This window comes from Pseudomonas sp. TJI-51, from assembly GCF_000190455.2.
GTDB classification, from domain to species: Bacteria; Pseudomonadota; Gammaproteobacteria; order Pseudomonadales; family Pseudomonadaceae; genus Aquipseudomonas; species Aquipseudomonas juntendi.
On the sequence record NZ_AEWE02000080.1, the window covers coordinates 1 to 14,556 of the forward strand.

Below are 14,556 nucleotides of genomic sequence, written 5' to 3' on the forward strand. Positions count from 1 at the left end.
ATCTTGTGACAAACACCTATCAGCCCTGATGCGCCCCCTGTGTGTGGCTTGCCTGCGATGGGCCGCAAAGCGGCCCCCTGCACTACAGGCAGGCCTACGGCGCGGCGTTCTGCGCCGCAGCAGGCAGAACTGCGCGTTTACGCTGCCCCAGCAACGCGCGCGCTGCCAACGCGGCCACCACCAGGCCGGGTGAGGCCGCCAGCAGCAAGCCCCCTACCCCCGCCCCCGCCGCCAGGATTTGCCCGGCAGCCAATGGCCCGGCCATCGAGCCCAGCCGGCCCACGGCCACAGACGCACCAACGCCTGTGGCGCGCACGTGGGTGGGGTACAGCGTGGGTGCCAAGGCATACAGCACCAGTTGCCCACCAATGGCGCAATAACCGGCGGTAAAGCCCGCCACCAGCATCAGCGCAAAACTGCTCGACAGCCCCAGCCCAGCCAGTGAGGCCAGCATCCCGGCGTAGGCGATGAACACCGCACGCCCGGCATGCCCGCGGTCCATCATGCGCCCGGTCAGGAACGAGCCTGCTGCGCCGCCAAGGTTGAACAGGATCTGCACCGCACCCGCCTGCGGCCGGCTGTAACCCTGGCCCATCAACAACGACGGCAACCAGTTCAGGAGCATGTACAGCACAGTCAGGGTGAAGAAGCACGCCAGCCAGAGCAGCAGCGTGCGGCTGACCTGCCCCGGCCCGAACAGCTGGGTCAGCAACCCCGCATCACCCGCGCTGGCAGCAGGCCGGGCGCGAAACGCCTGGGACTCTTTCAGCCACAGCATCAGCACCAGGGCAATCATGATCGGCGCAATACCGCCCACGTAGAACACCACTCGCCAGTCTTCACCCAACCCGGCCATGCCGATCACCGAAGCGATCGCCCCACCCAGCGGCACGCCGCAGTAGGTCACACTCACCGCCGTACTGCGCAGGTGCTCCGGCGCCGCCTCGCTGGCCAGGGCGATCAGGATGGGCAGCGCTGCACCAAGCCCCAACCCTGTCACCAGCCGTGCGATCAACAGCGTGCTGTAGCTGTCGGCATGCGCAGTGCCAAGCGAAAAACCACCGAACAGCAATACCGCGACGATCAACACCGCTTTTCGGCCCAGCCTGTCGGCCAGCCAGCCGCCAATGAACGCGCCCGGCAACAGCCCGAGCAACCCGGCGCTGAATACCCAGCCGAGCATCGCCGAGGTCAGCGCGAATTCCTTGGCCATGTGCGGTGCGGCGACGCCGGTGGCCTGAAGGTCCAGGCCCTCAAGCAACGCCACCAAAAAACACAGGCCGATGGTGAGCACCGGCTTGCTTGCAGCTTTGGATGAATGACTCATGTGTGGCCCCTGTTGTTGTTATGGGTCGTGAAGTCAAAGCCTGAATGTGGCACGCAAGGAAACGATCGAAGAATCTTCGCCGCCCGCCTCCTTGATGCCAGCGCCAACGTCGTAGTACTTGAGGTCCAGGTCCAGCGTGAGATTGGGTGTGGCCAACCAACGGGCGTTGGCCCGGTAGATGGTGCCGACATGGCGCCCGGTTCCTCGGGTGTTGGCCAGCATGCTCATGCCCGGCATGTACACCCCGTCCTCTTCGCGTTGCTTCCACACCGCCAGCACGGCCGGCTCGAAACGCACCGTGCGCGACGGCGAAAAACCGAACGTGGGCCCGACCACGATCAAGTTGCTCAGGGTGGTCAGGCTGGCTTCGCCATACACGCCGTTGCGCGGGAACAGCGGGTCGAAGGTACCGACCTTGCCATCGCCAGGCTCGCCATCGCCGCTGGCAGCATCGACGCGCAGCCCCAGGCGCGGTTGCCAGGGGTGGGCGAAGGTATAGCCACTGTCACTCGACAGCGCCCAGGCGCGGATCGATGCGCTGCCCAGGTGGCCCCGCTGGCCAGCCAGGTTCCAGCTCCAGTCAAGCGCTTGATAGCGGCCGAACAGGCGAGTGCCGAAGGTGTAGCGCTGCTCGTCGCCGACCTCGCCAGCCAGGCTGCGCGCGTCGGTCTGCAGGCCAAAGCCGAACAGGTCCATGTTCCAGCTGGGGGTCAGCGGCAACGTGCCGTACAGCCCATAGAACTTCACCGCGTTGTTGCTGCCGTCATCCCAGCTGTCCTCACCGGTTTTCAGTGGCCTGACGGCGAAGGCATCGAGCTTGTAGCCGCGCTTGAGGTTGAGGCTGGCGCGCACGCCATCGAAGCTCAGGCGCAGGTTCGGCGCGTCTCGGTAGGTGACGAAGACCTGATCGCCGTAGGCCATTTCCTGACGACCGACGCGGGTGGTGTACCGGCCTGCGGCAAAGTCATGATTGAAGTCGATGAACGCCTGACGGATTTCGTTGCGGCCTTCGTCGTTGGGCGAATAAAGGTCCTTGCCGAAGGCGCGGGTGTTTTCCACCTGCAAGAACGTGCGCAGCCTGTCATCGAACAGGTGCAGATCGGCATGCGCCTGCAAGCGTTGCAGCAGGTAGGAGTCGTCTTTCAGGCCCCGCAAACCGAAGAAGGGTTGGTCCAAGGCATCGGCACGGTAGCGGGCCTCCGCGCCGAGCTGCAGCCAGGCCGACTCGGACAACCGGTGGTAGCGCAGCCCATCGAACGGGTCCCTGGCCTTGGCGGGGTCATCGAGGAAGCGGTAGTCCTCGACCCAGCGCGGCGCGCCGGGCCGGCCTGGCCGGCTCTCTTCCAGCGGGTTCGCAGCATACGTGTACTGGCATAGCGAAAGCAGCACAACGGGCACCCATGCCCGGTTCAACAGCTTGGTCATCAGAAGTTTCCTTTACTTGTTTTTATAAATTTGGATAACTCTGTTAACTATTATTTTTGTTAACCATATTGCCGTCAATGGTTAAATGGCCCCGACAAGGTGCCTGCGCGCATAAGCGTTCGCTGATCGAACGCTTATGCGCCAACCGCCTGCGCAAACCCGGCCCCGGCCGCTACTATCGACGCTGCGTGGTGTCTAACCTGCGGGTAAGCACCGCCCTTTACCTACCAAAACAACAAGAGCACCCCAATGAACTGCCTAAAATCCCTTGCTGCGCTCGGCCTGCTGATGCTCGGCATCAGCCAAGCCATGGCCGCCCCTATCGTTAAACAACCAAACATTCTGCTCATCGTGGCTGACGACCTCGGGTTCTCTGACCTGTCAGCACTGGGCAGCGAAATTCAGACCCCCAACCTGGACAGCCTGCTGGCCGACGGCCGCCTGATGCTGGACTTTCATGCCGCGCCCAGTTGCTCCCCGACCCGGGCGATGCTGATGTCCGGCAACGACCCACACCTGGCCGGATTGGGCATGATGGCCGAGGCACGCAAGCGCCTGCCGCCTGGCACTGAAGTGCGCCCCGGCTACGAGGGTGTGCTGGCAGGCAATGTCGCCACCCTCGCCGAGCTGCTGCACGATGCCGGCTACCGGACCTTCATTTCCGGCAAATGGCATTTGGGCATGCAACCTGCGCAACAGCCGCAGAACCGCGGGTTCGACCAGGCCTACGTGCTGCTCGAAGGCGGCGCCGCGCACTTCAAGCAAGCCAACATGGATTTGCAGCCGAACTACAGCGCAACCTTCCTGCACAACGGTGAACCCATCGCGCTGCCCACCGACTTCTACTCCAGCACCTGGTTCACCGACCGCCTCATTGACGCGATTGACCAGCCCAACCCTGGCAACAAACCGTTCTTCGCCTTCGCCGCCTATACCGCGCCGCATTGGCCGCTGCAGGCACCGGACCAGTACCTGGCGCAATACCGCGGCCGCTATGACCAGGGCTACGAGGCCATCGCCAAACAGCGCCTGGAGCGCCAGCGCAAGGCCGGCCTGGTGCCGGCCGACTTCCCGCTGGACGCACAACTGGAGGGGGTGCCGAGCTGGGCATCGCTCAGCGCCGAGCAGCAACGCCAATCGGCGCGCACCATGGAGGTCTACGCCGCCATGGTCAGCGCCCTGGATGCCGAGGTGGGCAGGCTGGTAGCGCACCTGCGCCAGCGGGGCGAACTGGAAAATACGCTGATCCTGTTCATGTCCGACAATGGCCCGGAGAACGCCTCACGGGTGGACCCGACGTGGATCAGCCAGCACTTCGACAACCGCCTGGACAACTACGGCCGACGCGACTCGTTCCTGATGATCGGCTCGGCTTGGGCCCAGGTCAGCGCCTTGCCCAGCCGCCGCTACAAGATGACCACCTACCAGGGCGGCATCCGCGTGCCGGCCTTTGTCTACTACCCGGCCACGATCAAAGCGGGGCGCAGCGAAGCGCTGGCCAGCGTGCGCGACATCATGCCCACCCTGCTGCAACTGGCCGGTGCGCCAATGCCCGGCATCAAGTACCGCGACCGCGATATCGTGCCGCCGCAGGGCAGTTCGGCACTGGACTACCTGCAAGGCGACGACACGCTCATCCATGCCGGTGACGAAGCTCTGGGCTGGGAAATCAACGGCAGTGCTTCGCTGCGCAAAGGCCCGATGAAGCTGCTGTGGGATGCCACCGACGGCAAACCGGCGTGGCACCTGTACGACCTGCGCAAAGACCCAGGTGAGCACCACGACATCGCCGCTGCGCACCCCGAGCAAGTGGCACAGATGCTGCGCGACTGGAAGGCCTACGCCCAGCGCAGCAATATCGTGATCGATGCCGAAGGCCGCCCCGCCAGCCCTGCCAGAGTGGCGAGCCCGGCGGTGGCCAGCAAGCAATGATCGGGCGTGCAGCCGGCTGCGCGCTGCTCGCCGCCGGTTTGCTCGCCATTGGCTACAGCGCCTGGCCGCAAGCGGCGGCCCCGGCGCTGCTGTGTGATGGCTATGGCGGTCTACCCGCCCCCCGTGAAGGCCCCTGGCGGGACGGGATGGTGAAACTGCCCGGCGGCAAGTTCAGCTTCGGCTCGGAGCGCTACTACGACGAGGAGGGCCCCGCCCACCTGGCGCAAGTGTCGGCGTTCTGGATCGATGTACACCCGGTCACCAATGCCCAGTTCGCGCGCTTCGTCGCGGCGACCGGCTACCTCACCCATGCCGAGCGGGGGATCGACACGGCCGACGACCCCAGCCTGCCCCAGCACCTGCGCGTGCCGGGGGCAATGGTGTTCAAGCAAGGGCCGGATGTGCTGCACCCGGGTTGGCAGTTCGTGCCCGGGGCAAGCTGGCGCCACCCGCAAGGCCCGGGCAGCGACTTGCAAGGGCTGGATAACCACCCGGTGGTGCAAGTGGCACTGGAGGATGCACAAGCATATGCACGCTGGGCCGGGCGCAGGCTGCCCAGCGAGGCCCAGCTGGAATATGCAATGCGCGGCGGCCTGCAGGATGCCGACTTCAGCTGGGGCATGACCGAACTGCCCAAGGGCAAAGCCATGGCCAATACCTGGCAGGGCCAGTTTCCGTACCACAATGCCGCCACCGACGGTTTCACCGGCACTTCGCCGGTGGGCTGTTTCCCGGCCAACGGCTTTGGCCTGTTCGATGCCGGGGGCAATGTCTGGGAGTTGACCCGCACGGGTTACCGCCCAGGCCATGCGCCGCAGCGCGACGCTGGCCTGGACCCGCCCGGGCCAAGCCTGGACGACAGCCACGACCCCGCTGACCCCGGCGTGAAAGTGGCAGTGATCAAGGGCGGTTCGCACCTGTGTTCGGCAGACCGCTGCCTGCGCTACCGGCCTTCGGCGCGGCAACCTCAGCCGGTGTTCATGGCCACTTCACACGTGGGTTTCAGAACGGTGCGGTAATGCTGGGCAACGGGGCAGCGGCCGCCGCCACGGCCGCTACCTGGCGGTCGAAATCGAGCATCAGGTAGTTGCAGAAAAAGCCGATGCTTTCCTGCTTTTGCAGGCGCAGTGGCGCGTCCACCGGCAAGGCCTGCAGGCAACGCTCGGTGCGCGCCCAGGCAAACGCCTGCAACGCCGTGGCACACAGTTGCAGGAAGTCGCCGGCCGCGCGGTACGGGTACTCAGGGTCAGCGGCCGCCTTGGACATAACCTCGGCAAGTAGCCCTTGCAGCACCGCACATACCTTCTGCAGAACCGCAGTTGCCATGCCGGTGCCGGCTTCTTTACGCAGTTCGCCCAGAAGCAGTGCCATGCCCGCCCCGCCGTCACCCAGCACCTTGCGCAGCAGCAGGTCGTTGGCCTGCACCTCGTTGGTGCCTTCGTAGATCATGGCGATGCGGCTGTCGCGCAGCGTTTGCTCGATACTGAACTCGCAGGTGTAGCCNNGACCCCGCGGGTTTAGCCATAACCGCCGAACACCTGCAGGGCCTTGCTGGCCAGGGTGAAACCTTGCTCGGTGAAGGCAGCCTTGATGACCGGTGTCAGCAGCGCCGCCAGCGTCGACGCCTTGGCCCGTTGCCCGGGGTCAGTGGCTGCTGCGGCCACATCCAGCCAGTGCGCCGCCCAGTAGCCCAGTGCGCGCATACCTTCGCTGCGCACCCGCAGCTCAAGCAGCACCCGGCGTATGGCGGGGTGCAAGTGAATGGGGTCGGCTTGGCCCTTGGGCTGCCCGGGCGCATTCATCTGCCTACGCGCCATGGCGTATTCCCGGGCACATTGCCAGGCGGCTTCGGCGTGCGCCAGCCCTTGCAAGCCAACGTGCAGCCGAGCCGAATTCATCATCACGAACATCGCCGCCAGGCCGCCGTGCGCCTGCCCCACCAACCAGCCACTGGCCGCCTCGAAGCGCAATGCACAGGTGGCGCTCCCGCGGATACCCAGCTTGTGCTCCAGGCCTTCGCACTGCACCGCATTACGCTGACCGTCTTCCAGCCATTTGGGGACCAGCAGCAGCGACAGACCGCGGCTGCCGGCCGGCGCGCCCGGCAGCCGCGCCAGCACCAGGTGCACGATCTGGCGGGTCAGGTCGTGGTCGCCGCCGGAGATGAACAGCTTGTTGCCCGTGATGGCATAACGGCCGTCGCCCGACGGCTCGGCGCGGCAGCGCAACAGGCCCAGGTCGCTGCCGGCCTGGGGCTCGGTCAGGCACATGGTGGGCAGGATCTCGCCACTGACGATACCGGGCAGGTAGCGTGCCTGCAGTTGTTCGCTGGCATGCGCCTGCAGGCATTGATACGCGCCATGGGCGATACCGGTGTACATGGCCCAGGCATGGTTGCTGGCGAAGAGCATTTCCTGCAGCGCAGCGTCGAGCACCAGCGGCAACCCTTGGCCGCCGAACTGCGGGGTACAGGCCAGTGCCGGCCACCCTGCCTCGACATAAGCCTGGTAGGCCGCCGGGAAACCGTGCGGGGTCCGCACCTGCCCTGCCTCCATACGGCAACCCTGGCGATCACCTGTGGCGTTCAGCGGCACCAGCACCTGCTCAGTGAAGCGGGCGGCTTGTTCCAGCACCTGCCACGCCAGGTCCAGGTCCAGGTCGGCATGAGGCGGCATTGCCTGCCAGGCCTTGTCAGCCTGGAGCCAATGTTGCAGCACGAATTGCATGTCCAGCAGGGGGGCCTTCCAGGCCATGGAACACCTCTTGTTCAGGCAGTGAAACGGGGGTTTTCGATGAGCAGCGCCATGCCTTGGCCGCCGCCTATGCACGCAGCAGCCACCCCATAGCGCAGGTTGCCCTGCTGCAGTTGCCGGGCCAGTGTGTGAACCAGCCGCAACCCGGTGGCGGCCAGCGGGTGCCCGAGGGCAATGGCGCCACCGTGAACATTGAGCTTTGCCACATCGAGCTGTAGCGCCTGGGCCACCGCCACCACCTGCGCGGCTTGCGCTTCGTTGATTTCGAAGCGGTCTATCTGGTCTGCGCGCAGGCCGCTGTGGCGCAGTAGCAGCTCGATGGCCGGCACCGGCCCGATACCCATGGTGTGCGGCGATACGCCCACCGCCGTGGCCATCAACAGTTTCGCCAGGGGCGGTCGCGTGCAACTGGCGTAGGGCGCCACCACTGCCGCCGCCGCCCCATCGGCCACCGCGCAACTGTTGCCTGCGGTTTGTACCCCACCAGGGTGCACGGTACGCAGCCGCGCCAGCGCTGCAGCATCGGTGGGCCGTGGGTGGCTGTCGCGGCTGACTTCGGCGAGCCCGCGTGGCAGTTCGATACCGCGTGGCTGGTAGCCGTCGGCGAAGAAGCTTTCGCTGCTGATGCTGACGATTTCCTCAGCGAACCAACCGGCCTGCTGGGCCTGTAACGCGCGCTGATGGCTGCGCAAGGCCCAGGCATCCACGGTTTCCCGCGCCAGGCCATGCTCACGGGCCAGGTTGTCTGCGGTGCCGATCATGTCCACATCGGCCGCCGGGTCGTACAACGCCTCCCAGAGAAAGTCCTTGAACCCGACCGGCGCCCCCAGGCGGAAGCCGCCCCGGTGTTCATAGGCCGCGATCGGGTTGCGTGACATGGATTCGGCACCTACGCACAACACCTGCGGCGCCCCGCTTCGCAGTTGCTCGGCAGCCTGGCGCAACAGCTCGAGCCCCGTGCCACAGATGCGCTGTACCGCCAAGGCCGGCACTGCCAGCGGCACGCCACAGTAAAGGCCGACATGCCTTGGCAGGAAATAGGCATCGAAGCTGGCCTGGGCCATGCTGCCGGCCAGCACACTGCCCACGGCCTGCGGATCGCTACCGGCACGCGCCAGCACCGCCCGCCCGGCCTTGATGGCCAGGTCGATGGGTGAAACGGTTGCCAGCGCACCCCCAAGGTCAACCCAAGGGGTGCGCACCATATCGACGATGGCAACGTCGTCGAACACGGTGCACAGCCCGCCGCTCATGGCCGCGCCTGTGCGTGCAACTGGCCCGGGGCTTCGCGCCGATACAGCGCCTCGACCAGGGCAGCGCGCCGCTGCAACACCGCACGTTGGTTGATCGAGCCCTTGTCGGTGATTTCGCCCGCGTCGATCAAGGGTGGCTCTGCAAGCAAGGCCAACCATTCGATGCGGCTGGCGTTGCCTTGGGCGTCCCGGTTCAGGTGCGTCAGCCAGTTGGCAAACCACTGGCGCACCGCGTCGCTGCCCAGGACCTGGGCGTCGCTGGCCTCTGCCCCAAGCCCCGCCAATTGCCGGCACTCGGGTAGCCGCGGGAACACCAGCATGCCCAGGCACTCGCGATCGGGCGCCGCGACCACGACGTCCTGCACATAGGGCGAGCCTTCCAGCACCGCACGGTTGCGCAGTGGCCCGACACTGACAAATACACCCGACGACAGCTTGAAGTCCTCGGCGATGCGGCCGTCGAACATCAGGCCCTGCTCCGGCTGTTGCGGATCCGCGAGTTTCAGGGCATCGCCCGAGCAGTAGAAGCCCTCCTCGTCGAACACCTCGGCAGTTTGCTGCGGCGAGCGCCAGTAGCCCGGCATGATATGCGGGCCGCGAAAACGCGCTTCGAGCTTGTCGGCCTGGGGCACCAGCTTCACCTCACAACCCGGTGCCGGCAAGCCGACGTAGCCGGCCATCGACAGCGGCCCAGTGGTAAAGGTGCAGGACGGCGCCGCCTCGGTCATGCCCAAGCCCGCCATCATGCGGATACGCTCGCCGCAGTGCTGCTCGGCGATACGGTCCAGGCGGTCCCAAACGCTTTGCGAAAGCCCCGCTGCGGCAAAGAAGAACAGCTTCATGCGGGCGAAGAACACCTCGCGCAGCTGGGCGTCCTGCTCCAGCGCCTTGGCCAGCTCTTCCCAGCCCCTGGGTACGGTGAGATAGGCCGTGGGCGAAATCTCGCGCAGGTTGCGCAAGGTTTCCGCGAAGCCTTGCGGGGTCGGCTTGCCGGCGTCCAGATAGAAACTGCCGCCGTTGTACAGGACGATGCCCAGGTTGTGGCTGCCGCCGAAGGTGTGGTTCCAGGGCAGCCAATCGACCAGCACCGGCGGCTCTTCGGCAAACACCGGGAAGGTCTGCAGCAGCATCTGCTGGTTGGCGCAGAGCATGCGCTGGGTGGTGATCACCGCCTTGGGCAGCTTGGTGGAACCCGAGGTGAACAGGAACTTGGCAATGGTATCGGGCCCGGTGGCGGCGAACGCAGCGTCTGCCGGCGCCAGGTCACAGGGCTGCAGCAGGCTGGCGAAACTGAAATGGCGGCGGCGTGGCGGCTGGCCTTGCACGCTGACCACCGGCACCGATTCATCCAGCACGGCATCGAAGGCACGCTGGAACGGCTGGCTGTCGGTGGCGAACACCAGGCCAGGGGTCAGCACCTCGCAAACGTGGCGCAGCTTGGCGAAGTCCTGCGACAGCAGTGCGTAGGCAGGCGACACCGGGCAGTAAGGAATGCCGGCATACATGGCCCCCAGGGCAAGCTGCAGGTGCTCGATGTCATTGCCGGAAAACAGTACCAGCGGCCGTTCGGCGCCAAGGCCGAACCCCAGCAAGTGGGCAGCGATGGTACGTACCTGTTCGAGCATCTGCGCATAGCTGACTTCACGCCAGCCACCGCTGGGCTCGCGCGCGGCGATGAAGGTGGTGTGCGGGCGCACGCGCGCCCAGTGCAGCAGGCGGTCGAGCAGGCGCGCCGGCAAAGGCGCCAACGGCTCCAGCGCCAGCATGCGCAGCACACCGTCGGTTTCACTGACCTGCACTTGTGGGTGCCCAATGGACACCTGCCGGTAGCGCGGCGGTTGGCCAGGGTCGCATGACCGCAGGCGGGGTTGGGTATTCACGCAGGTTGCTCCTTGTTCTTGTTGTACAGGCTGCCGCCGCCGGGCATTGCCCGGGGCGGCCCGTTGCGTGTTGCTCAGATGGGGTAATGCCGGGGGCCCTGTTGCAGGGTGACCCAGCGCAACTGGGTGAACTGGTCGATGGCCGTGCGGCTGCCGAAGCTGCCATAGCCGCTGGCCTTCACCCCGCCGAAGGGCATTTGCGCTTCATCGTGCACGGTCGGCCCGTTGATGTGGCAGATACCCGATTCCACGCGCTGGGCCAGGGCCAGCGCCCGGCTGGTGTCCCGGCTGAAAATGGCTGACGACAGGCCAAACTCCGAATCGTTGGCCAGTTGCAGCAAGGCCTCGTCACCTTCGGCGCGCAGCACTACAGCCACCGGCCCGAACGACTCTTCGCGGTACAGGCGCATGCTGCTGTCGACATGGTCGAGCAGGGTCGGCTGCAGGATGCTGCCGTCCAGCTGGCCGCCGCAGACCAGGCGAGCGCCCTTGGCCACGGCATCGTCGATCAGCGCCTTGATGCGTTCGCCCGCCGCACTGCTGACCAGCGAGCCGAGCACCGAGTCGCTGGCCTGGGGGTCGCCGGCACGAAGCCCGCTGACCTTGACTGCCAACTTGTCGACAAAGGTATCGGCGATGCGGCTATCGGCCAGCAAGCGCTCGGTGGACATGCAGATCTGGCCCTGGTTGAAGTAGGCGCCAAAGGCCGCCGCTTCGACCGCGGCGTCCAGGTCGGCGTCGTGCAGCACCAGCAACGGCGCCTTGCCGCCCAACTCCAGCAAGGCCGGTTTCAGGTGGCGTGCGGCCAACTCGCCGACGATGCGCCCCACCTGGGTGGAGCCGGTAAAATTCACCCGCCGCACAGCGGGGTTGGCAATCAGGCGTTCGACCACCGCTGGCGCATCCTCCGGGGCGTTGCTGATGACGTTGACCACGCCATCGCCCAGCCCCGCATCCTGAAGCACCTGGCCGATCAACCGGTGCACGGCCGGGCTCTGCTCCGACGCCTTCAGCACCACGGTATTGCCGCACGCCAGGGGCATGGCGATGGCGCGCGTGGCCAGAATGACCGGGGCATTCCAGGGCGCGATACCCAGCACCACCCCGCACGGTGCGCGCAAGGCCATGGCGAAACTGCCAGGCACATCCGAAGGGATCACCTCGCCGGTGACCTGCGTGGTCATGGCGGCGGCTTCACGCAGCATGTTGGCCGCCAGCTTCACATTGAAGCCGTACCAGTTGGCCATCGCCCCGGTTTCACCGGCCGCAGCGATGAACTCGCCGGCGCGCGCCTGCAGCAGGTCTGCGCCGGCCAGCAGGCGGCCACGTCGCTCACTGGGCGCCAGTGCTGCCCACGCCGGGAACGCCGCGCTGGCGGCTGCCACGGCAGCATCGGCATCGGCCAGCGAAGCCGCGGCCACCTGCGATACCACTTCACCACTGACCGGGTTGCGTCGCTCGAAGGTTCGTCCATCGCTGGCGGGGCACGACCGCCCGCCAATCAGCAAAGGCACCTGCAACATGCTCATTCCTCTTGTTGTATTCATGGGCACTATTCGCGGGCTGCCGCCAGGGGCGGCGCGGCCCGCTGGCATTCAACGCTTGTAAGCCTGCAAGCCTGGCTTGATGCTCTTGTCGTCGAGGAACTGCTTCATGCCCTGCTCGCGCCCCCCCTCGGTGTCCAGCAGGCGGGACTGGTCGAGCTTGGCGTACAGGTAGTCTTCGTTCTGCTCCCAGGTCAGTTCGCGGCAACGCTTGAAGCCGTTCTTGGCGGCACGCAGCACCACCGGGTTTTTCTCCAGCAGGTTCAGCGCCAGTTCGCGGGTGGTTTCGCGCAGTTGCGCCAACGGCACGCTTTCGTTCACCAAGCCCATTTCGGCCGCCTTTGCCCCACCGAAGGTCTTGCCGGTCATGATGTAGTACAGCGACTGACGGTGGCCCACGGTGTCGGCCATGGCCTTGCTGACCAGGTTGCCGGGTGGGATGCCCCAGTTGATTTCCGACAGGCCGAACGTGGCTTCGTCGGCACAGATGGCCAGGTCGCAGGCCACCAGCGGGCTGAAACCGCCGCCGAAACACCAGCCGTTGACCATGGCAATGGTCGGTTTGGCGTACATGCGCAGCAGCTTCCACTGCCACTGCGATGCATCGCGGCGGATTTTTTCCTGAAGGATTTCCGGCCCGGCGTCCACCTCGCGGAAGTACTCCTTGAGGTCCATGCCGGCCGTCCACGACTCCCCGGCACCGGTCAGGACCAGTACGCCAGCCTCGGCATCCTGCTCCAGGGTTTCCAGCACGTCGATCATTTCCCGGTTCAGGGTGGGGCTCATGGCGTTGCGTTTTTCTGGCCGATTGAGGGTGACCCAGGCAATGCCCGACTCCAGCTCGACTTTCACGGTAGCCCAACGGCCTGCGTATTTGCTCATGGTTCTGCACTCTTGTTGTTCGGGGTGATGCCTTCAAGCTAAGGGAGCAAATTAGTTATGTCAATTAACTATTATAAAAATTATCTTTTGCAGCACCTCAGCCCCCGCTCTTTTTCACCAGCCCTCCTCTAGCCGGATCCTGCCAAGGCAGGCAAACTAGGTAACTTTCTTACCCATGCCCCAGGAGCCATTCACCCGATGGGAAGGTCTGCCCGCACTACCGATACCGCTGCCACCGCCGTTTCCGGGGCGGATGTCGTGCTTGAAGACTTGATCGGTTATGCCCTTCGCCGTGCCCAGTTGAAGCTGTTTCAGAACTTTATCGGTCGGCTGGCTGCCCATGATCTGCGCCCGGCGCAATTTTCGGCACTGGCGGTGATCGAGCAGAACCCAGGGCTGATGCAGGCGGACTTGGCCCGCTCGCTGGCCATCGAGCCACCCCAGGTGGTACCGCTGTTGAACAAGCTGGAAGAACGCGCCCTGGCCGTACGGGTGCGCTGCAAACCGGACAAGCGCTCGTACGGGATTTTTCTCAGCAAAGCCGGTGAAGTACTGCTCAAGGAGTTGAAGCAGATCGCCAGCGACAGCGACCGGGAAGCGACCGCGGCACTGAATGACGAGGAGCGCGAGCAATTACTGCGCTTGTTGACCAAGATCTACCAGGCGTAAAACCTGTGAGCCGCGCTACCGCGGTGCTGCTGCCGGTAGTGCATGATCTGCAATGACCCGGTGTACTCATTGGGAGTACACCGCAGTGCCGAGGGCGCCCCATTGCACCTGATCCCTGGATTGACCGGGCAAGCCAACGCCCTGATAGGCGGCGCCAGCCAAGGCATCGGCCTGGCACTGTGCCAGGCCTTGCTGGCCCGCGACGATATCGACCTGGTGTGGGCGGTATCGCGCAGTGCCAGCCGTAGCAGCGCATTGCTTGCGCTGACGGCCGCACACGACCAACGCCTGAGGCTGGTGGATTGCGATGCACGCGACGAGGCGGCCCTTGCTGCGCTGGCCTGCACGGTCAGCGCTGGCTGCAAGCACCTGCACCTGGTGGTGAGCACGCTGGGCATTCTGCACCAGCAAGGCGCCAAGGCGGAAAAATCCCTGGCCCAGCTGGACCTGGCCGGGTTGCAGGCCAGCTTCGTAACCAATGCCTTCGCCCCTATTCTGCTGCTCAAGCACCTGCTACCCCTGCTGCGCCAGCAGCCGGCCACCTTTGCCGCGTTGTCGGCGCGGGTGGGCTCGATCGGCGACAACCGCCTGGGCGGCTGGTACAGCTACCGCGCGAGCAAGGCGGCGCTGAACCAGCTGTTGCACACGGCAAGTATCGAGCTGCAACGCCTGAACCCGGCGGCTACGGTATTGGCGCTGCACCCAGGCACCACCGATACCGCGCTGTCGCGGCCGTTCCAAAGCAATGTGCCGCCGGGCAAGTTGTTCGAGCCGGCGTTTGCCGCTCAGTGCGTGATCGACCAGGTAAGCCGGACAGGCCCAGCCGACAGTGGCAGCTTCTGGGGGTGGGACGGCCAGCGGATCCCGTGGTGAGCCGCTTCGCGCCGCAGG

Annotated in this window: 10 protein-coding genes and 1 pseudogene; 4 read left to right on the forward strand and 7 right to left on the reverse strand. The window is 65.6% G+C overall.

Annotation, left to right across the window (positions count from 1 at the left end; translation table 11 throughout):
- Window positions 1-94: 94 nt before the first annotated feature.
- Window positions 95-1,327 carry a 3-(3-hydroxy-phenyl)propionate transporter MhpT gene (gene mhpT / locus G1E_RS17520; RefSeq protein WP_009685839.1) on the reverse strand — a complete coding sequence of 411 codons (1,233 nt, stop codon included), beginning with the start codon at window positions 1,325-1,327 and terminating at the stop codon, window positions 95-97.
- A gap of 33 nt (window positions 1,328-1,360) precedes the next feature.
- Window positions 1,361-2,752: an alginate export family protein gene (locus G1E_RS17525; protein ID WP_009685840.1), complete on the reverse strand. Its 1,392-nt coding sequence runs from the start codon at window positions 2,750-2,752 to the stop codon at window positions 1,361-1,363.
- A 249-nt stretch (window positions 2,753-3,001) separates the two neighbouring features.
- Here G1E_RS17525 and G1E_RS17530 point away from each other — a divergent pair, with 249 nt between their 5' ends.
- Both G1E_RS17530 and G1E_RS17535 read left to right on the forward strand, forming a co-directional pair.
- Window positions 3,002-4,684, forward strand: a complete 1,683-nt coding sequence (locus G1E_RS17530) for an arylsulfatase (protein ID WP_047149970.1) — start codon at window positions 3,002-3,004, stop codon at window positions 4,682-4,684.
- Window positions 4,681-5,703, forward strand: coding sequence for a formylglycine-generating enzyme family protein (locus G1E_RS17535; protein ID WP_009685843.1), 1,023 nt, complete (start codon window positions 4,681-4,683; stop codon window positions 5,701-5,703). The genes G1E_RS17530 and G1E_RS17535 overlap by 4 nt, the downstream gene beginning before the upstream one ends.
- Here G1E_RS17535 and G1E_RS17540 read toward each other — a convergent pair.
- From G1E_RS17540 to G1E_RS17560, 5 genes and pseudogenes are all read right to left on the reverse strand, one after another.
- Window positions 5,687-7,437, reverse strand: a pseudogene (locus tag G1E_RS17540) (acyl-CoA dehydrogenase family protein). The gene G1E_RS17535 and the pseudogene G1E_RS17540 sit on opposite strands and share 17 nt — an antisense overlap.
- A gap of 14 nt (window positions 7,438-7,451) precedes the next feature.
- Window positions 7,452-8,690, reverse strand: a complete 1,239-nt coding sequence (locus G1E_RS17545; RefSeq protein WP_047149971.1) for a thiolase family protein — start codon at window positions 8,688-8,690, stop codon at window positions 7,452-7,454.
- Window positions 8,687-10,570, reverse strand: coding sequence for a feruloyl-CoA synthase (locus G1E_RS17550; protein ID WP_047149972.1), 1,884 nt, complete (start codon window positions 10,568-10,570; stop codon window positions 8,687-8,689). Before G1E_RS17550 ends, G1E_RS17545 begins: the two co-directional genes overlap by 4 nt.
- 74 nt (window positions 10,571-10,644) lie before the next feature.
- A complete protein-coding gene (locus tag G1E_RS17555; protein ID WP_047149973.1) occupies window positions 10,645-12,093 on the reverse strand; it encodes an aldehyde dehydrogenase in 1,449 nt (482 codons plus the stop codon).
- Between the two features lie 72 nt (window positions 12,094-12,165).
- Window positions 12,166-12,996 carry a p-hydroxycinnamoyl CoA hydratase/lyase gene (locus G1E_RS17560; protein WP_009685852.1) on the reverse strand — a complete coding sequence of 277 codons (831 nt, stop codon included), beginning with the start codon at window positions 12,994-12,996 and terminating at the stop codon, window positions 12,166-12,168.
- Window positions 12,997-13,194: 198 nt separating this feature from the next.
- Here G1E_RS17560 and G1E_RS17565 point away from each other — a divergent pair, with 198 nt between their 5' ends.
- Complete coding sequence (locus G1E_RS17565) at window positions 13,195-13,665, forward strand: MarR family winged helix-turn-helix transcriptional regulator (protein ID WP_009685853.1); 471 nt, start codon at window positions 13,195-13,197, stop codon at window positions 13,663-13,665.
- A 102-nt stretch (window positions 13,666-13,767) separates the two neighbouring features.
- The gene (locus G1E_RS17570; RefSeq protein ID WP_047149983.1) at window positions 13,768-14,538 is read left to right on the forward strand and encodes an SDR family NAD(P)-dependent oxidoreductase; all 771 of its coding nucleotides are present in this window, start codon (window positions 13,768-13,770) and stop codon (window positions 14,536-14,538) included.
- Window positions 14,539-14,556: the final 18 nt, after the last annotated feature.

Bases quoted from the DNA above. Each gene is read 5' to 3' on its own strand.
- mhpT (WP_009685839.1), bottom strand. From the start codon at position 1,327: ATGAGTCATTCATCCAAAGCTGCAAGCAAGCCGGTGCTCACCATCGGC.
- G1E_RS17555 (WP_047149973.1), bottom strand. From the start codon at position 12,093: ATGTTGCAGGTGCCTTTGCTGATTGGCGGGCGGTCGTGCCCCGCCAGC.
- G1E_RS17545 (WP_047149971.1), bottom strand. From the start codon at position 8,690: ATGAGCGGCGGGCTGTGCACCGTGTTCGACGACGTTGCCATCGTCGAT.
- G1E_RS17560 (WP_009685852.1), bottom strand. From the start codon at position 12,996: ATGAGCAAATACGCAGGCCGTTGGGCTACCGTGAAAGTCGAGCTGGAG.
- G1E_RS17535 (WP_009685843.1), top strand. From the start codon at position 4,681: ATGATCGGGCGTGCAGCCGGCTGCGCGCTGCTCGCCGCCGGTTTGCTC.
- G1E_RS17530 (WP_047149970.1), top strand. From the start codon at position 3,002: ATGAACTGCCTAAAATCCCTTGCTGCGCTCGGCCTGCTGATGCTCGGC.
- G1E_RS17565 (WP_009685853.1), top strand. From the start codon at position 13,195: ATGGGAAGGTCTGCCCGCACTACCGATACCGCTGCCACCGCCGTTTCC.
- G1E_RS17525 (WP_009685840.1), bottom strand. From the start codon at position 2,752: ATGACCAAGCTGTTGAACCGGGCATGGGTGCCCGTTGTGCTGCTTTCG.